This window comes from Paenibacillus polysaccharolyticus (assembly GCF_023714295.1).
Classification (GTDB): Bacteria; Bacillota; Bacilli; order Paenibacillales; family Paenibacillaceae; genus Paenibacillus; species Paenibacillus polysaccharolyticus_A.
Genome location: NZ_JAMAUN010000001.1, coordinates 799,041 through 814,868, shown reverse-complemented (window position 1 = coordinate 814,868; position 15,828 = coordinate 799,041). Strand labels below are relative to the sequence as shown.

Genomic DNA, 15,828 nt, shown 5'->3' with positions numbered 1-15,828 from the left:
TTTACTCGCTACTATACAATTAGTTAACCCAAATTTGTTGAAGTTTTAGTGTTTTTCTCTTGCGCTACAGTATTATTCCTTTGTTTTCCCTTCCCTACTCTTCACCGCCTCAAAAATACCCGTTCCCGCAAAGCCTGACAGCGCTCCGGCCCACAGACGGATTACTAAGGGTGCATCAGTAAACGGATAAGACAGAATACCAATGATGATACCAAACGCAATACTCATGATCGGCAGCCAGTTAACAGGGATGTTGAATGAGTTTTTAATGACTTGTACAATACCCGTTGATACTCCGGCAATGATTGTTGCTAGCAAAAGGACGTTGGTCCATAATTCTTCATTCCACATAATTATTTACCTCCTGGTGTGTTAAGAGTGGCAGTCTTTGTTTTTTGATCCCAGTTAATTTTTGCGTCTTTGATGTTGTCACCAGCAGCTCTGAGAGGTATAAGCGTAACTCCATCAATAAGCACCGCGCCTTCGATCTCTTTTCCATTCACAATTGCCGTTACTTTCTCCACTTTATTTGCACCCTCTCTTAACTTCAGGTCAACCAACTTTTTAAACTGATCCCACCCTGTCCATTTACCGTCATCGTACATTAGACGGGGACAAACTTTGCCTGACCAATCAAAGTGTCTTCGCAGTCTTCCTACACCCCAACCTCGTTCCATAAGCATAGATGCAACCAAATTAACGGCGTTATCCAGGTTCTTCGCATAGTCTCCTGATTCGCAAATCTCAATACCAATACTGGTCATGTTCCCTGATTTCGGGCCAGATCCGTCTCCAGCGTGCCATGCGTTTTCGTTTAAAGGTATACATTCAATAGCTTCCTTGCCATCCACTACAATATGGAATGATGCTTGGCGGTTGTTAGTGGGATTCGTGAGCCAAGCGCGTTCGTTAGCTGCAGTGGATTTTTCGTTCCCGGTGTTGTGGATGGTAATAGTTGTCGCTACCATTTTCCGGCCTGATCGCCTGTTGTTTGGCGTACTCATTGGGATATAATCTTTGCGGTAGTTCATTTACTTGCCCTCCTTCTCGACCTTAACAATAACTTTTGGATCAATATTCACAGCTCGTTCGATGTACTCCATACGAGTCTGTATGCGTTCAAGCGTTGCCACCATCCTTGCTTGTACCCGCTCTGTCTTGTCCAGGTGGGTCATTAATCGTTCTTCTCTTTCCTTTGCTTCAGCCTTGTTTGCGTCAATCAGTTCATTAAGTTTCTGTTCACGCTTGTTTGACTCTTCGCGACTCTCCTTTATCTGCTCCTTTTGATCTCGGATCATAATCCATATCAGCACCGATATAGCCAGCACTGCCAAGGGCATCCATGCCCCCGTTTTGAGGAAACCTGCAAACAACGTCCACACAGCCACCACGTCCATCACCACACCACCTTTCCGATGAGTCCTTGTATTTTCCTTGCCCCTATCCCATCGACCCGTATAAGGTCATATACGCTGCCATAAGGTCTGTTATCTATGATTCGCTTCGCTAATGTTTCCCCAATACCGGGCAGCGACTTTAACTCATTGACACTGCCCTTGTTTATATCCACCTTTATAACGTCATCTGACTGAGATACTTGTATGTTGATATTATTGACGTTGTCTGCTCTAGTACCGTGTATCACCGCTATCAAGCTGGCTACAAACATGAGGAATAGCACGATCACAATGACGACACGGTAAAATCTATCTCTATTCACAACGCCACACCATCCCCCGATACTCTATATGTTGGCACAAAAAAACACGCTCCGTTTTGGACGTGTTACGTCTGATTGCAATATGTTTTTCTCACTTGTCTAAGGCATCCAACCAGTTCATCCCCTCGCTCCCCTATCTCTATATATTGTTAATCTTTAATTCAAATAGAACTCTCAGTATAGAATCTTTCAACAGTGAATGCGCATGCATTCAAAGTAACTGGATTGCCACCTGGATCATTCCAAAGATATATTTGAATTTCGTCGCCCGCCTTTATGGTGACGTCCTCATTATACGTAGTACTTGATGAAGCGTTTGAACTACTGCGTGTAGTTCCAAAAGGATTACCATTTACATAAATCCTACAATAAGAATTTATTCCCGTTACTCCTGTTCTAAATGTTGGATATACTTTTATCGTTCCTCCAATAGTCATTTTAACTCTCAGAGCAAGAACTGGGGTTGTTGAGTTTCTAACTGGTTGTGAAATGGACATGTTATAAATATTCACCGTTGTTCCTGCTACAAAATTACCTGCATCCTGAAACCCATCTATACTTAGGTTGTCTAGTGAATAACTATCAATTCCAGGCATTACGTCACCTCTTTACCACTGATGTAGTAGTTAATTGCATTCGCTGTTCCAGCCAATCCTGTAATCGTTTCGCCGGCTTGTATAATTTGATCCAAGAATGGGATTGTGACGGTATCCCTAGCTTTGATAGTATGTTGATAGATAACTTCCGTTCCGCCAAACAGCAATGTTACTGTTGCATCGGATGCAGTTTTGTTGCATAAAGTTATTGCTTTGACGAGCGTTGTTGTACTTACTGGCACCGTATATTGGGTTGCGCTTGCTGTACCGAATGTACCTTTTCCTAGCCTTTTTGCCACTACCGCCATCTATAACGCCCCCCATAGATTTTCTTGATCAACATAAGCTTTAGCCTGTGCCAGGGCATCACTAACTGCTTTTTCTGTTGCGGCTAACATTTGAGATGATCCGCTTGTGCTGTTGGATAATTGCACAATACCTTTTTGCAATGTGGTGCCATCGGGTACTTCGATGTTATCCACGTCTGTACGCAATTGGTTAATCTCTGTGCCGATCTGGTTCATGTCTGCCGGACGAACTGTATCGTTTAAGTTCCAATCTATCTTTGCCATTATGATGTCACCTCTTCTATTTCAAAAGTTTCAAGCATGAGTGTATCTGATGTTACAGGTAGGTTCACAGGCTTGTAACTGATGCGTGAATTATCTGCCCGTTTGATCTCAATTGTAGTTACAAGCGATACTGCCGATGCTGGGATGATGTAATTTAACGCTACAGTTGAATCCGTTACCGCTTTTTGTTCGAATGTTGTAATCTCGTACACACCGTTTAGTACAACCTTAGCGATATCCGTTTGCACCACATCCGCTATCCTCGTTAAATATGCTTGCTCAATCACAGCGTCACCTCCGGTCCAAGCGTGGCAAATGGCTTCTCTCCCAATTTCCACGATCCATCAAGTTTGTAATTCCAAGCGACATTTCGCTTCTTGGTTGTATGTTCAATGCCAATACGATGATTAAGCGATGTATTTTGTTGATAGACCAAGTTAGCTGGTTTAACGGACCTTACTGTGTATTGCACCTCTTTAAAGAGATTGGCGTTTTCGATATTTGTCGTGACATACAAAATAAACTGTTGCACGTCTACCGATACAACAGCCATTCCGGGTCCGATGAGTCTATCCAGTTGTTCCTGTAGCCAGCGTATAGTAAAAGGTGGTTTGGTTGATTGCCGATTGATAATACGTCTACGTCTGAACTCAAGAGGTTCAGTGGATGGGTCTGCTTGTATCTTTAATATCTTTTCCCTCCGCCTGATGCCATTAACTGATGCTGTCATGACAAACTGATCATCCATGTAATTTTGTATTGCATCTGACAATGCATCCAATTCTGGAACCTCAGCATCAGTCAACGCCTTGAAATCATCAATCTCTCGCAATACTTCGGGCAAATAGTCCAACAGTCTATTCATTTAGCGTCACCGTCCCGAGCACAGGTATTTGGTCGCCTGTCAGTGTTAGATTGGAACTAGACCCGTTAACCTGAGTGTTCATCACATCGACTACACCCGGTACGGTGAGGATGCGAGATTCAAGCTGCGCGACCCGTACAATGATCCCTGATTCATTGGCCCAGCCTTGCCGCAATAGCAACAAATATTCGTTGATAGCATCCTCAACACCCTGCTGCACCTGACCAATTGTTGCATCTGGAGCAAGGGTCAAGGTAGCAGATACGTTAATGCTGACTGTAGTTACTCCAACAACAGTCACTTGATGTCCAATTGGAGCTAATCCCAATCCTTGTCCGCTGTTTGTGACTGGATCAACCATAGTTTGCACTTCATTAACAAGTGTTGTCGATGGAGGTACAAAGCCGGATGCTATGATAGACACCTTCACTGTTCCTCCGCCCTGCCATGCTGGGTACACCTTCACACCGCCCACACCGTCTATGGCGCTTATCTTAAACTTATAGTCTGCGACATTACCACCAAATGGCTGTTCGTTTACAGCCGTACTGTAGCGCGCTCTTAATGCATCGTCTGTCTCTTCATTTACACCCGGTTTGATCAGTTCATCCAATACAGCCTGTACAAGCCCGTCTACATAATCGACAGGCAACATTGGTCCAAAGTCCTGATTACCCACGATACCTGCCGTCTCTGCTGTCAAAATGAATGTGCCCAGCCCTATTCTTGACGTGACTGTATAGATCACATCATTAAGAGAGTAACGGGAACCAATGGGTACATCAATCAACACGTCACCAGAACCATAAAACAGACCCTTACGCTGTGCGAACGTTGCTGGCTCACGGTTAACGCCAAACTCAGCCGCACGCCTTGTAAGGAACTCTCCTGTGGCTGTATCTGCGTATGAAAGATTGATGTTTGTATCCAATTCAATGTACATCTCAGCCAACTCCCAAGCCGCAGGAGCGAGTGCATTGTAAATCATACTGCCTTCGCGCTTGTCCAGGTCATCAGGCACCCGGTCTAGCATCCGTTCTAATATATTTTCAAACGTTTGATCCTCATACATTCCGGGTTACCTCCTGTTCAAAATTCCCGTATATCGCTACAACCGTAAATCGGATATCGGCTGTATCTCCTTGGATGTTGATTTGGAAATTAACCACATCCGATATCCGGTCATCTTGTGTTAATGCATCACGAATACTACGGGACAACTCCGATCGGATGATCGATGCAGAAGCACCAACCAGCCTCACCGACTCTGTGCCGTAGTCTGTGCTGTAAATTAAAAATTCGAATCTCTCTGATTGCAGAATCAAAAAAACGGCCTGTTTCACTGCTTCTAGGCCGTCTGCTGTCCCGACTATTCTTTTCTTTACCGGGTCAATGTAATAGGTGAGTCCCGGTTCCTGGACCTCTTCAATTTCTTCATCTGTAGCCACTTCTGTAATTGGTATCATGTACTCACCAACCTATCTAAGACCAAAAAGTTTTGACCGCCCTGCATGCGTAACAATAACATTTGATCACCACTAGCTAAGGTATATTTCGATACTGTCTCTGTTACGATAAGGAGTTCCTCGGGCAAACTAAATCGTTGATCCACCAATATTTCTAACGGACTTGTACCCGAGACAGTACCATACATTATAGCAACAGGACTAGCGGCATCCACCGCTTGTGTGGCGATCTGTTTTATGACATCAATCATCGCCATTACACCACCACCAGTTTCAATTTCATCTTGTGATCTACACCGCTCCAACTGTGCGAAACCTCATCGACCAAGAAATACACGTTAAGCTTCAAACGTTCAATAAATATCGGGATGGAACAACCTGCCCGGACACGTATATCACCGACAGCCTCCACCGTCAAACTTCGTTGTTCTCGATTGTGGAGTTTAGCCAACTGATTAAGGCTTTGATTAATTCTTGCTTCATTCAGTTTTTCGTCAGCCACTTGGTACAATTGTAACAATCCCCATTTGGCGATGTTGGCGCTATCCTGAGCAATAAACACATTTCTCTTCCCGGTCTTTTTATTGTTTTGTACAATCTTGATCTTATTGTACGTCTCACCGTCTATGCTGCGCTTGTGATCGTAGTCAGTCATTAAGCTGTTATCACCAATAACGAAATCCAATTTCCAATCCACCACGTTACGTATGGTCAATTTTCCGAAGTCATCGTAAAACACAAAGTTCCGACCTGAATTGATTAATGTCAGATCCAAAGCTTTATATATCGTATCAAGTAGTTTCTTATTATCCTCAACCATGGACGGTATGGTATACCCCGTAGCTGGTAACGATCCTGTCTTAAGCTTGAAGTCATTCGCAATTTTCTTAATGACCTGATCCGCAGTTGTATTTTTAAAAACATATGTGTCTTGAGCCTGGAGATAGCGTATCTGATCGTAAGCCTTCACTTTGACCGCTTCATCCATGCCCTCACTGATTTCGAACACATAGCCATAAAACACTTGCCCCTTACCCTCAACCACCCGAATTACGTCACCATTATTGATCTCAAAACCTTTGTCTTGGTAAATTCCTCCTGTAACTAGGGTGAATTCAAATGTAGCTCCGGCGCCGATGCGGACCGTTTTCCAACTGATCCCCGAAGCCACAGGAGTTAAGTCCCACAGTTTTCCGTTTTTATTGTCCAACGTGATTTCCATCGGCGCCTCCCCTTTATGACGGTAATTTAAGCACGCGTCCAACTTTTAAGCTTTTTAATTCAGAATCCTTGATGCCATTCAATTTCTGTATCTCTTTCCAACGACCACTGTCGCCCAATGTCTTCTTAGCCACTTTTGCAAGAGTGTCACCTGACGCCAGTTTATATGTTTTCGGCTTCTGCTTGTCATTGGCTCGAGCCTTCTTTTTGCTTGTTGTTGTCTTTTTGTTCGTAGTTGTTTTTTTCTTAACCACGATTTTCTGCGGCCTGTAAAAAACATATTCCTTGAGTGATAATGAATACTCAATTGTACCAGGTGAACCGGCTACCTCTTTCCAATCAAATGACTCAATGCTTGCTGCTACATTGATATCAAATGTAGACCCGGTAAAAACAAAACGGATGGGGCGCTTAGTCTCCATCCATTTTAGTATGAGGTCTTTGTAATAGCCTGGATCAAATACAATCTCAGCAGCAAACGGGAAATCATGGGCCGGGAATATGCTTGAAAATTTGTATTCCGCAAGTCGTGGGCTTTTGATAACGTTGATTTCACCAAGAGCCGAAACATCATACTTGCTACTGTTCCCGCCGTTTGATATCTCAATCTCACCAGGAAGGATCGGTATCTCAAACCCCTCCTGTTGGTTATTGTACGATAGGTATATGCCGTATTTATCTGCCATTGCCATACACCCCCGAGGCATGAGTTGAGATTTCGTTATTCATTACATCCACAAGATTGCTAATAATAGTATCAATGTCCGTACCATTGGTTATGTCTCCTGTGGTCACTTGGATCGTTGGAGTAAGTGATACGAAGTTTTGGATGTTCTTCATCTCGGCAAGTTCACGCATTGTCTTCAAATCTTCGCTAGAGATATCTACCTCTTTCTCGATCTTACCTACTTTATCAACTTTGCCGATGTTTTTCTTTTTACCGTCATCTACAACAGGAGTACGTGCGGCATCAGCGGCTTTGTTCCATGCTGAGAAATCGAATGGTTTTGCTCCGCCAGCGTTCTTTGTTGCTTCTGCAGCTTTTGAAGCGGCATCACGTTCAGCTTGTCGGCTATTAAGCATATCAACTACAGCTTGTTCTCTTTCAGCAGCTTTAGCAGCCGCTGTTGAATATGCCGCATCCTTCTGAGCACCAGCATAAGACAACGCATCGTCTGCGATATTTTCAAAGCTGAATTTTGCCGCTATTTCGTATGATGAACCCGTTAAGGAATTGATTAAACCAAGCACACTGTTTATCCCACTTATGATGCTATTTATTACCGTATCGAATATACCGCCAACCGATTTAGCCATCCAACTAAAAGCTTTGGTGATACCCTCTACCACCGTCCAAAAATATGCAGGGATCGAACTAAAAAAATTCAAAATGGCATTCCACGTCCGCATAAAGCCGGCGGCAAACGCATCATTTGTTTTCCATAAATGATAAATGTATGTTGCTAGACCAGCCACCAACGCAATTATCGCTATGATAATATTTGCTTTCATTGCTGCATTCAACATTGTCCAAGCGCCAGCAAGGCCGGTGGTTGCGGCAGTTTGGATGAAAATCGCAGCGGTTGTAATTCCTGTCCAAACGCTTTGGGCCATTTGTATAGCTACTTGGGCTTTTGTAGCAAGATACCAAACCCCCATTGCAGCAGCTATGCCATGAATAATTGGCTGGATAGTTCCCCAGTTGGTGGAGAAAAAGTTGTAAATCTGACCTATGATGTTGAACGTCTCAACTGCTGCATTTGCTACCCATGTCAATCCATTAGACAAGCCTTCGAAAAAGGGATCAAATGCGCCGCTTTGAAATGCAGTGTTCATCATATCAATTAACGGCAGTAACGCTTGCAAAGCTGACTGTCCAGCATTAGAAAACATTTGTCCTATGTTGTTTTGTAAAATTTCAAATTTCTTGATAGGGCTATCCAGCATCCGCTCAAATGCATCATGCCCCATGTTTTGAGCATCAAGTAGTTTGTTGAATGCAACTATAAACCCGTCCAAGTCACCAGACTTACCCAATTGATCTACACCAAATTGTCGGATTAGAGATTTGGACATATTAAAGCGCTCAGACAAGGAAACAATGTCCCCAGACAACGCTTCTTTAAGGGAGAAAAAAGCCCCTTCGATACCTTGACCTGTGGTATCAAATGCGCTCAATTGTTTAGCGAGTAGATTCAATTGCTTTAGCTTGTCTGTATTCATCGTTACACTAAAGTTACCTAACGTACCTTGAAGGTATTCACTTACATCAGCACCAACACGCAACGCTTCCTTGCTGAATTCTTGGAACATCGCAGCGCCGATATCAGCATTTCCTGTTCGAGCAGAAAACATATCCTGCAGATACCTTTGATCAGCAGCTGTCCCTATTGTCTTTTCGAACAAACCCTTGGCAGCACCTAATGATAAATAGGCTGCCACAATTCCTTTTACCGAGGATAGCAACCCTTCCCCATGATGTTCTCCTGCTTTCATAGAGTTGTTGAAGTGGTTCTGTTCCTGAGTTGATTTTGATATCGCACTAGCAATATCAGCTTCTGCAGATGCTAATTGTTTTTTTGCTGCTGCCAATGTTTTGTCTATATTCATGTTGCTATTCGCAACTCTCTGCATCTGTTGCATTGACGATATGACCATGTTCATCGAACTCGTAACAGATTTCAGCGGCCCCGTCATGGCATCCATCATCTTCAATGTGCTTGTTACAGTTGCCAATATATCACATCCTTTTTGGCAATAAAAAAACGCCCGTTGTGGGCGCTAATAATAATTATTTTACAATTGTACTGTTGTCCGAGGTTGTAGGGAAACCATTGGTTTTGTCTTTGCAGCAATTTTCAAAGCTGCTAAAGGATTTTCTCCAGCCGAGAAAAGTAATGCTTCTATTTCATTCTTTGAACTGACGTAATTTATGATTAAAAAATGTTCATTCTTCTTGACCTGTTTATTTTTAGCTCTGGCCCCGACAACCAAACCGATAGGACCAAATACTAATCCGCCAACTACACCTTGAACAGCGCTGCTATGGACGATGTTCGATATTTCCACATCTGTTTTAACTTCAACCGCTCTTAATTGAGATGAGTTTATTGTGAATTCTGACCCTCCACCTTCAACCAAAATTCCACCTTCGGTTGCCGAAACTTTGCACATTGTTTTATCGCTAAGAGGCAGTCCCTCTACATGTTGAAGGGCACTTTGTGCTGTGATACCTCTCTTCTTCCGATCAAGCTTATTTTTACCTGCACTTTTTATAGAAATATATATTAAGTATCCAAGAAACGCCAACAAGAGAATTACAACAATAATTATCACAAAGCCAACCACTACCACATTAACCCCTCCGTATAGGTAATTTTCCCTATCTTACCATATCGTACGGATTAATTGTCATTTGCGTTTCATTTTAGCGGCTTCTTTTTTCTCCTTATCAATCCTCACATTAATTGCCGCGATAACAAAAGCTTTTTCTTCCCGAGGTAAATTGATAAACACCCCAGGAAGAATATTAAATTCATGGAGGGCATAGTATGCATAGTTTGCATCACCGTCACCCTCCTGAATTAGTTTTTTGCCTCTTCAACCAAGTCTTCCATGCTAGTATCAAAACCGGATAACTTAGAAATCTCATCAACCAGCTTTGCCACCTCACCAGATAACAGAACTTTACCTAAATACTGTTCAGGGGAAGTTACTCCCATGGCCTTAATACTCTCCGCATCTTTAAAATTCGGATAAATAGTATTATCGATCACCACAGATGCGTTGAACTTACGAGTATCTATTTCCGTTTTGCCTCTGGATTTAACGGTGGTTGATTTCTTAGCCAGTTCATTATGTTCTCGTTCAGTCATTGGTTTAATTTTGAACAACATTAGCTTTCCATCTTTATCTGTGAATCGTTTGGAAACGGCTACCTCAGCGGTGATATTGTCAACTGGATTGTTGTTCAGGAATTCTTGTAAGCTCATTTATATGTTCCTCCTTAGGATAATTGATTGAATTCGTCGAGCAGATCGTAGTCATTAAATGTGAACGGCATTTCTTCGTCCAGCATATCGTCACTTGTTGCGTCGAACCTTGCTGCGATGATGCTGTCGATATTACAACCAAGCAACACCGCTGTCTGTTTCCCTGCGTCAGAACCAGGTTGTTCATTGGTGATCTGTAAATCGAAGTAAGTAACTTCACCTGTTTTCACATAATTCCTGATCATTTGACGGAAAAGTGATGATACATAATATACAGTCAGTGTTCCAGAACCACTCCAACCAGCAGGACGTTGAGGCACGTTAGTCTTTCCTAGAACCGGAACATCGATTTTATTCATTTCAATCGTTGCCTCGATCGATTTGGCGTAGAATAATTCCTCTACTTGCCCGTTGATCGTAGCAAATGCTGTTGCCATTTTGCCTGAAATTGCGTCTTTCTCAAGGAAAAATGCCATTTTTAATCCTCCTTATCGGACGGTAACCGTCATGTAGATTTTTTCGATGCTATCCACCGGTTGGATATACAGATCGATGGTGATTGCATCTGAATCAATACCAGGCGCAACGATGATATCCGTTTGGGAATCAAAATTTTGGATAGCTTCAATGTTTTGAAGGTTTGTAAGGTAATTGATTGCCTCTTTCTTAAATAGGTTACGTCCATTGGCGTTGTTGCTGACTTTACCAAGGTAGAATTCACCAAAAATACGCTGCAGATCGTTATCAATACCATCGAGTACACGCAGTACTCGATTTTTACGGAATTCATTGCGTTTCTCCAGTGTAAAGGTGGTCAATGTGTTAATATCCTGTTCAACCACTACACGCCCTTGGTTTATGGAGATAACCAACTCCCCATCACTTAGGGCTTGGATTATTTCCGCATTCGTGTATTTTGGGTATGCATCAATTGCATTCGGTATGTCAGTGTTGGTAAGTGATTGATTAACACGAGCAGCCGCTGCCATAGCTGCTACTTCCCAAATGAGAGACGTAGCCGGAACAGTAAGGCCGTCATCAGTGATGATTCCATTTTTAAGGCTCGTCACACCTTCTGTATCCGCTTGTGGGTATCCGATAACCATTGTTGTGAACTTCTTCCCATCGTTACGCAACCGCTTAGTATAAGCCACTGTAAGCTGCTTAACTGTGCTTTCGTCTGACGGGATACCAAGAACATTGAAATCTTCTGCCTCAAATGCAGTGAGCGCATCCGAGTATTCATTGCCTGTAAGTGTACCAGCAGCTCCGTCTGTCAAGCTGGCCCCAGCTGTTGCAGTAATTGCACCTGTACCGCTCCAATCAATATAATCGTTGGCTACCAGACCAGAGACAGTTGCAGCAGTCTGACGATCAAGTTCTTCATTATCCAGTAACGTATACACATCAAACGCTCCAGCCACGTCCAAACTTTCCTGGATGACCACTTTAAGATCGTTACCGCGCAAACCACCGTATTTAGCCGTTGCCGTTAAATTCCCAACTGTAGCAGTTGCTTTAACAGATCCTTGTCTTCCCAATCCATAAAGCAGCAGTGTGTTGGCATGAGCCATAGCCGCCGCAATATGACGAATGGCATCATCTGTCGCTCTGTAACCCAGCAAAGGTAATGCCTTGTCCTGGAATTCATCAGCTGTGATTTTGATAACCCCAGTTGGCCCCCATGGTAGCGGCGCAGGGAAAGCTACAATACCGCGCTCACCGATTGAACCGATGGGGCGCGACTGACTCACTGTGTTGGTGTATACACCAGGTCTGACTTTGTTCTGTGTTGTCCACGTTCCTCCAGCCATCATTTAACCTCCTTGTCTTTAAAGGCCTGTACAGCCAGTTTTGCTTCGTCTAGCGTGTATGTGGTATTGTTATCTAGCGTAACCGCAAGGATGTCCTTGTCGGCAGCCACGAATCGCTTAGCAGCAATCAGTTGTTGTTTCGAATAACGCGAAACTGCAGCTTCTGCTTTTGCAATAGTTTTTGTTTCTTCCGCTTTGCTCATTTGAGCCATCCCTCCTGTGCTAAAGCCCTCATCTTCGGATCGTTCGCCGCTTCTTCCCACACCATGAAATTGATATCGAAGAAGAAGTGAAGCACGCCATCTATTACTTCGTGATTGGTACCAGTGACCATGTACTGATCTTGGTTAATTGTGATGAAACGGAATAGGTCATAAAGTTTCTCAGCCATGTCATGAGCCGCATTGTTCTTACGGTCACCCGCCGGAAAGTAATGTATATCAAAAGTGTGATACCTTCTGAACCTTCTTCCTAACTCTCTGGTATGCTCCACTGGAAGTAACTTCACAAAAAAACAAGGCTCCGTAAAACCTTGTTTAATTTCTTCACCATACCTTTTGATGTTTGGGAAGGTTTGGGTTAGGATTGAGAGCACACCGTCACGGATGATGTTGATTGTTACTCCCCTCACGGCTTCACACCTTTCCGCCCATTATTTTTTCAAGCAATTCAACTTGCTTCTTTTCGATATATCCCGGCAACATCCGCTCAATCTCTTTCATGGATATAGTAGCCATAAACCGACCATCGACCCACCCGGTCAGATCCTTGCCGGTACGGTGACCATATTCAACAAAGGAGGCATATTCGAGGTTGTTGGTTATTTCAACAACGTAGGCATCCCCGCGGCGCTCCACATTCCCGACTGTCCATCTTCTTCTCAGGTCTCCTGTATCAACTGGTGTCTTTCGCTTTATCTTACCCTCTGCTCGATAGGCAAGCTCAAGAAGCAAATCGCGTATCCAGCGTTCAATAACACGATTATCCACAACTTGCTTCATGCCCTTTGCCAATCTTTCAATTTCTCCAAATTCAAACTTGCCGAGTTTAGCCATCAGGCCTCATCCTCTCGTTGCAAGCTGATTTCTTGATGAGTGGGATAAAGGAATGGTTCACCTGATGTGTAATCTCTGGTCACAAACCCACGAGTTACACTGCATTTGTCTCCCTGCTTAATCTCCACATCTGGAGAAATGAACATTTTCGTTTCATAGGCAATGTTATTGACCGTCTCCATCTGATCGTTTGCGCCGAGCGCCTTTTGGGATATGCGGCAAGGGACATTCGTGTGGACAGGGTATTCACCAAGAACTATTTCTCCTGATCCCGGTAATTCGACCTCTCCATACCGCATGACCGTTACCCTATCTTCATAAGTCGTCTCCAACCGCTGGCGATACTTTGCATAATAAGGAATCATACTACCACCTCAATCTACGGAACGCATTCAATTCACCTTGATAATCTCTCAGGACATCATCAATCACCGCAACCGTAGGCGTAGCAGGTGCCGCTGTAGCCGCTGATGCTGGTTTGATAGATGTATCTCCTATCTTGACTTCAAAAGCCTCTACAGGAGCAACAGGAGGGCGCAGGACATTGATTTGCTCCGTGCTTAATGCACTGGCTACCATAGCCACCCATACATATGAGAGTTCATCCGGGATAACGGAGATATTGCAGTAGTTCATGATACGCAAACCGACCTCATCAACGTAGGTGCCAATGAGGTAATCGTGTTCGGTATCGTTCACATCCAGTTTGAGCCGGCGCTTAACCTCTGCGATGATTAGGTCACGTTCAGCCTTAAGACGTAGTATTTGCATTGGCTACCGCCTCAGCTTCCTTGATAACGTTCAGGATTTCTTCTTTCTTTGTTGCTTCCCCAAGGTCGATACCGTTTTTCTCTGCATATTCCTTAAGTTCGTCAACCTTCATTTTGTTAATGTCGGTTTCTGCCGGTGTTTTGTCTTCAACAGGAACCTCTGTATCCTCAGAAACAACGCCTTTAGCAATCATCTCAGCGATATCTTTCAATTCAACTTCGATTTCCTCACCAGCTTTATAAGGCTGTTTGTTGTATTTGATGCCTTTCAGTAATTTAACCTTCATGTGTTACCCTCCTTAGAGGGAGAGGCAAGCCCCTCCGCTTAGTTGACTGTTGCGATAAAGATGTTGTCCATGTTCTCAAACGATGGCAGCACGATCTCGGACACAATGGTATTTACGTTAACCGGGTGTGGTTCTTTGATTGTTGTGATGGCTACACCAGTTTCAACAATGCTCACCTGTGCGTCAGTCGCACCACTTTGCAAGTCAGCCTCTTCTGGAGTTGTACCGTACCACGTGGTCCCCAAGTTCCCTTCCGGGATAAAAGTAACAACATCATCAGGGAAGAACAAGCGAGAAGCTCCGCTTTCATCTTTGTACTGTTTGTTGTAAACAGCGATATTAACGCCCAGTTTTGCCTGAATATACTGGCGCAACATAGAATCTGTCAAAATGATGTTCGTTCCGCCGATCGGATTCATATCCAGACGAATACTAGCATTAACCATCAAATAGTTGAATGTCTTTCTTGTCATAATCGCACTAGTAGGACGCGTGCCTGTTTCATCCTCAATCAGGTCTAACCAACGTTGGATATCCTGAACCGGCGTTGAGTCTGGTTGGCTCCACCGATCATCACCAAGCAACGTTTCTTTGTGGTTGGGGTTGAACTTGTAGTCATACGTATAATTCTGACGATTTGCAACGATAGAAATAGTACCAGTAGACAAAAGTTGCATACGCATACGCTCCGGTACAACCTGTGCACCACTTACCAATGTCGCACGATCATCGTAAATCCGAGTAATCAAAGGTTGATAGTAATTAGAATTGTTTGTATCCAATAATTTGAATAATTCCTGACGTTCTTTCTCACCAATGTTCATACCTTCACGGAAGAATGGCATTTCAGTTTCAACGCGATCCAAACCAATACGGTCACGGATAGTTGCTTTGGCATCGAATGCTGACGGCATCAACGATACTGGCAAGCCACCAGCGCCTTTAATCCAACTCAGATCAAGCCCTTGCTTTTTGTCTGGCGGGAAAAGCGTTTCACCTAAGTAAGGGATACGATTAGAATTTGTCTCCTGATAATATGATGCGATTTCCTCGGCTTTTACTAGATCAAAAATAGTTGGCATTTATGTTCATCCTCTCTTATTTCAAAAATGTGATTTGTTTCAGTGCTGCACGAGCATCGGCAGTTGGTGCTGCTGGGATCTTATCCAAATCAACAAATCCATGAATCATCAGAGCGCCTGGTGCCGGACCGTAAGTAACGTCGACATCATAGAAAAGTACGCCCTCTGAGCCTGTACCGTTTACTGCGGTTGCCTTAACCGTTTCACTCGCCAATACGCCACCACCCATGATGGTTCCAGCAGGTACGATTTTCTTGCCTTCTGCATTTGCCGTGACCCCTGTGTCGTCTACAGTGATTGCGAGGTTAACATAGTGATCAATGAACTTAGTGATTTTCTTTGTGTTGCCATAACTTGTTTGTGTGTATTTCATATAGTCGTACCTCCA

At 43.6% G+C, this 15,828-nt stretch carries 27 protein-coding genes; all 27 read right to left on the bottom strand.

The window, feature by feature from the left end; translation table 11 throughout:
• Positions 1-72: 72 nt before the first annotated feature.
• A complete protein-coding gene (locus M3629_RS03925) occupies positions 73-351 on the bottom strand; it encodes a holin (protein ID WP_251502981.1) in 279 nt (92 codons plus the stop codon).
• 2 nt (positions 352-353) lie between these two features.
• Positions 354-1,031 carry an N-acetylmuramoyl-L-alanine amidase gene (locus tag M3629_RS03920; protein WP_251502980.1) on the bottom strand — a complete coding sequence of 226 codons (678 nt, stop codon included), beginning with the start codon at positions 1,029-1,031 and terminating at the stop codon, positions 354-356.
• A complete protein-coding gene (locus M3629_RS03915; protein ID WP_251502979.1) occupies positions 1,032-1,397 on the bottom strand; it encodes a hypothetical protein in 366 nt (121 codons plus the stop codon).
• The gene (locus M3629_RS28600; RefSeq protein ID WP_353056732.1) at positions 1,397-1,669 is read right to left on the bottom strand and encodes a ComEA family DNA-binding protein; all 273 of its coding nucleotides are present in this window, start codon (positions 1,667-1,669) and stop codon (positions 1,397-1,399) included. Before M3629_RS28600 ends, M3629_RS03915 begins: the two co-directional genes overlap by 1 nt.
• Positions 1,670-1,881: 212 nt before the next feature.
• Complete coding sequence (locus M3629_RS03910; RefSeq protein ID WP_251502978.1) at positions 1,882-2,316, bottom strand: hypothetical protein; 435 nt, start codon at positions 2,314-2,316, stop codon at positions 1,882-1,884.
• Positions 2,316-2,624, bottom strand: coding sequence for a hypothetical protein (locus M3629_RS03905; RefSeq protein WP_251502977.1), 309 nt, complete (start codon positions 2,622-2,624; stop codon positions 2,316-2,318). The genes M3629_RS03910 and M3629_RS03905 overlap by 1 nt, the downstream gene beginning before the upstream one ends.
• Positions 2,625-2,888, bottom strand: a complete 264-nt coding sequence (locus tag M3629_RS03900) for a phage tail protein (RefSeq protein WP_251502976.1) — start codon at positions 2,886-2,888, stop codon at positions 2,625-2,627.
• Positions 2,888-3,175, bottom strand: coding sequence for a ketopantoate hydroxymethyltransferase (locus M3629_RS03895; RefSeq protein ID WP_251502975.1), 288 nt, complete (start codon positions 3,173-3,175; stop codon positions 2,888-2,890). Before M3629_RS03895 ends, M3629_RS03900 begins: the two co-directional genes overlap by 1 nt.
• On the bottom strand, positions 3,172-3,753 hold the full coding sequence (locus M3629_RS03890; RefSeq protein ID WP_251502974.1) for a putative phage tail protein: 582 nt from the start codon (positions 3,751-3,753) through the stop codon (positions 3,172-3,174). Before M3629_RS03890 ends, M3629_RS03895 begins: the two co-directional genes overlap by 4 nt.
• Positions 3,746-4,825, bottom strand: a complete 1,080-nt coding sequence (locus tag M3629_RS03885; RefSeq protein ID WP_251502973.1) for a baseplate J/gp47 family protein — start codon at positions 4,823-4,825, stop codon at positions 3,746-3,748. The genes M3629_RS03890 and M3629_RS03885 overlap by 8 nt, the downstream gene beginning before the upstream one ends.
• Positions 4,818-5,219, bottom strand: a complete 402-nt coding sequence (locus M3629_RS03880; protein ID WP_251502972.1) for a DUF2634 domain-containing protein — start codon at positions 5,217-5,219, stop codon at positions 4,818-4,820. The genes M3629_RS03885 and M3629_RS03880 overlap by 8 nt, the downstream gene beginning before the upstream one ends.
• Positions 5,216-5,476, bottom strand: coding sequence for a DUF2577 domain-containing protein (locus tag M3629_RS03875; protein ID WP_353056720.1), 261 nt, complete (start codon positions 5,474-5,476; stop codon positions 5,216-5,218). The genes M3629_RS03880 and M3629_RS03875 overlap by 4 nt, the downstream gene beginning before the upstream one ends.
• The gene (locus M3629_RS03870; protein WP_251502971.1) at positions 5,476-6,441 is read right to left on the bottom strand and encodes an XkdQ/YqbQ family protein; all 966 of its coding nucleotides are present in this window, start codon (positions 6,439-6,441) and stop codon (positions 5,476-5,478) included. Before M3629_RS03870 ends, M3629_RS03875 begins: the two co-directional genes overlap by 1 nt.
• Positions 6,442-6,454: 13 nt before the next feature.
• The gene (locus M3629_RS03865) at positions 6,455-7,126 is read right to left on the bottom strand and encodes a LysM peptidoglycan-binding domain-containing protein (RefSeq protein WP_251502970.1); all 672 of its coding nucleotides are present in this window, start codon (positions 7,124-7,126) and stop codon (positions 6,455-6,457) included.
• Positions 7,116-9,176, bottom strand: a complete 2,061-nt coding sequence (locus tag M3629_RS03860) for a hypothetical protein (RefSeq protein WP_251502969.1) — start codon at positions 9,174-9,176, stop codon at positions 7,116-7,118. The genes M3629_RS03865 and M3629_RS03860 overlap by 11 nt, the downstream gene beginning before the upstream one ends.
• 60 nt (positions 9,177-9,236) lie before the next feature.
• Positions 9,237-9,794: a hypothetical protein gene (locus M3629_RS03855; RefSeq protein ID WP_251502968.1), complete on the bottom strand. Its 558-nt coding sequence runs from the start codon at positions 9,792-9,794 to the stop codon at positions 9,237-9,239.
• Positions 9,795-10,024: 230 nt separating this feature from the next.
• A complete protein-coding gene (locus M3629_RS03850) occupies positions 10,025-10,432 on the bottom strand; it encodes a phage tail assembly chaperone (RefSeq protein ID WP_251502967.1) in 408 nt (135 codons plus the stop codon).
• 14 nt (positions 10,433-10,446) lie between these two features.
• Positions 10,447-10,908 carry a phage tail tube protein gene (locus M3629_RS03845; protein ID WP_251502966.1) on the bottom strand — a complete coding sequence of 154 codons (462 nt, stop codon included), beginning with the start codon at positions 10,906-10,908 and terminating at the stop codon, positions 10,447-10,449.
• A 12-nt stretch (positions 10,909-10,920) separates the two neighbouring features.
• A complete protein-coding gene (locus M3629_RS03840) occupies positions 10,921-12,249 on the bottom strand; it encodes a phage tail sheath C-terminal domain-containing protein (protein ID WP_353056719.1) in 1,329 nt (442 codons plus the stop codon).
• Positions 12,246-12,449 carry a hypothetical protein gene (locus tag M3629_RS03835; RefSeq protein WP_251502965.1) on the bottom strand — a complete coding sequence of 68 codons (204 nt, stop codon included), beginning with the start codon at positions 12,447-12,449 and terminating at the stop codon, positions 12,246-12,248. Before M3629_RS03835 ends, M3629_RS03840 begins: the two co-directional genes overlap by 4 nt.
• Complete coding sequence (locus M3629_RS03830; protein ID WP_251502964.1) at positions 12,446-12,877, bottom strand: phage tail terminator family protein; 432 nt, start codon at positions 12,875-12,877, stop codon at positions 12,446-12,448. Before M3629_RS03830 ends, M3629_RS03835 begins: the two co-directional genes overlap by 4 nt.
• Positions 12,878-12,881: 4 nt before the next feature.
• Positions 12,882-13,301 carry an HK97 gp10 family phage protein gene (locus tag M3629_RS03825; RefSeq protein WP_251502963.1) on the bottom strand — a complete coding sequence of 140 codons (420 nt, stop codon included), beginning with the start codon at positions 13,299-13,301 and terminating at the stop codon, positions 12,882-12,884.
• Complete coding sequence (locus M3629_RS03820; protein WP_251502962.1) at positions 13,301-13,666, bottom strand: ABC transporter ATP-binding protein; 366 nt, start codon at positions 13,664-13,666, stop codon at positions 13,301-13,303. Before M3629_RS03820 ends, M3629_RS03825 begins: the two co-directional genes overlap by 1 nt.
• 1 nt (position 13,667) lies before the next feature.
• Positions 13,668-14,072, bottom strand: a complete 405-nt coding sequence (locus M3629_RS03815) for a DNA-packaging protein (RefSeq protein WP_251502961.1) — start codon at positions 14,070-14,072, stop codon at positions 13,668-13,670.
• A complete protein-coding gene (locus M3629_RS03810) occupies positions 14,053-14,358 on the bottom strand; it encodes a hypothetical protein (RefSeq protein ID WP_251502960.1) in 306 nt (101 codons plus the stop codon). Before M3629_RS03810 ends, M3629_RS03815 begins: the two co-directional genes overlap by 20 nt.
• A 38-nt stretch (positions 14,359-14,396) precedes the next feature.
• Entirely contained in the window at positions 14,397-15,440 is a 1,044-nt protein-coding gene (locus M3629_RS03805) for a major capsid protein (protein WP_251502959.1), read from the bottom strand.
• Between the two features lie 16 nt (positions 15,441-15,456).
• Positions 15,457-15,813 (bottom strand): hypothetical protein, encoded by a 357-nt coding sequence (locus tag M3629_RS03800; RefSeq protein WP_251502958.1) that lies wholly within the window; start codon positions 15,811-15,813, stop codon positions 15,457-15,459.
• Positions 15,814-15,828 lie beyond the last annotated feature (15 nt).

Excerpts from the sequence above, each read along its gene's own strand:
- M3629_RS03835 (WP_251502965.1), bottom strand. The coding sequence starts at position 12,449 with ATGAGCAAAGCGGAAGAAACAAAAACTATTGCAAAAGCAGAAGCTGCA.
- M3629_RS03850 (WP_251502967.1), bottom strand. The coding sequence starts at position 10,432 with ATGAGCTTACAAGAATTCCTGAACAACAATCCAGTTGACAATATCACC.
- M3629_RS03890 (WP_251502974.1), bottom strand. The coding sequence starts at position 3,753 with ATGAATAGACTGTTGGACTATTTGCCCGAAGTATTGCGAGAGATTGAT.
- M3629_RS03820 (WP_251502962.1), bottom strand. The coding sequence starts at position 13,666 with ATGATTCCTTATTATGCAAAGTATCGCCAGCGGTTGGAGACGACTTAT.
- M3629_RS03875 (WP_353056720.1), bottom strand. The coding sequence starts at position 5,476 with ATGGCGATGATTGATGTCATAAAACAGATCGCCACACAAGCGGTGGAT.
- M3629_RS03905 (WP_251502977.1), bottom strand. The coding sequence starts at position 2,624 with ATGGCGGTAGTGGCAAAAAGGCTAGGAAAAGGTACATTCGGTACAGCA.
- M3629_RS03815 (WP_251502961.1), bottom strand. The coding sequence starts at position 14,072 with ATGCAAATACTACGTCTTAAGGCTGAACGTGACCTAATCATCGCAGAG.
- M3629_RS03870 (WP_251502971.1), bottom strand. The coding sequence starts at position 6,441 with ATGGAAATCACGTTGGACAATAAAAACGGAAAACTGTGGGACTTAACT.
- M3629_RS03845 (WP_251502966.1), bottom strand. The coding sequence starts at position 10,908 with ATGGCATTTTTCCTTGAGAAAGACGCAATTTCAGGCAAAATGGCAACA.
- M3629_RS03910 (WP_251502978.1), bottom strand. The coding sequence starts at position 2,316 with ATGCCTGGAATTGATAGTTATTCACTAGACAACCTAAGTATAGATGGG.
- M3629_RS03810 (WP_251502960.1), bottom strand. The coding sequence starts at position 14,358 with ATGAAGGTTAAATTACTGAAAGGCATCAAATACAACAAACAGCCTTAT.
- M3629_RS03925 (WP_251502981.1), bottom strand. The coding sequence starts at position 351 with ATGTGGAATGAAGAATTATGGACCAACGTCCTTTTGCTAGCAACAATC.
- M3629_RS03885 (WP_251502973.1), bottom strand. The coding sequence starts at position 4,825 with ATGTATGAGGATCAAACGTTTGAAAATATATTAGAACGGATGCTAGAC.
- M3629_RS03880 (WP_251502972.1), bottom strand. The coding sequence starts at position 5,219 with ATGATACCAATTACAGAAGTGGCTACAGATGAAGAAATTGAAGAGGTC.
- M3629_RS03825 (WP_251502963.1), bottom strand. The coding sequence starts at position 13,301 with ATGGCTAAACTCGGCAAGTTTGAATTTGGAGAAATTGAAAGATTGGCA.
- M3629_RS03920 (WP_251502980.1), bottom strand. The coding sequence starts at position 1,031 with ATGAACTACCGCAAAGATTATATCCCAATGAGTACGCCAAACAACAGG.
- M3629_RS03865 (WP_251502970.1), bottom strand. The coding sequence starts at position 7,126 with ATGGCAGATAAATACGGCATATACCTATCGTACAATAACCAACAGGAG.
- M3629_RS03915 (WP_251502979.1), bottom strand. The coding sequence starts at position 1,397 with ATGGACGTGGTGGCTGTGTGGACGTTGTTTGCAGGTTTCCTCAAAACG.
- M3629_RS28600 (WP_353056732.1), bottom strand. The coding sequence starts at position 1,669 with ATGTTTGTAGCCAGCTTGATAGCGGTGATACACGGTACTAGAGCAGAC.
- M3629_RS03800 (WP_251502958.1), bottom strand. The coding sequence starts at position 15,813 with ATGAAATACACACAAACAAGTTATGGCAACACAAAGAAAATCACTAAG.
- M3629_RS03900 (WP_251502976.1), bottom strand. The coding sequence starts at position 2,888 with ATGGCAAAGATAGATTGGAACTTAAACGATACAGTTCGTCCGGCAGAC.
- M3629_RS03840 (WP_353056719.1), bottom strand. The coding sequence starts at position 12,249 with ATGATGGCTGGAGGAACGTGGACAACACAGAACAAAGTCAGACCTGGT.
- M3629_RS03805 (WP_251502959.1), bottom strand. The coding sequence starts at position 15,440 with ATGCCAACTATTTTTGATCTAGTAAAAGCCGAGGAAATCGCATCATAT.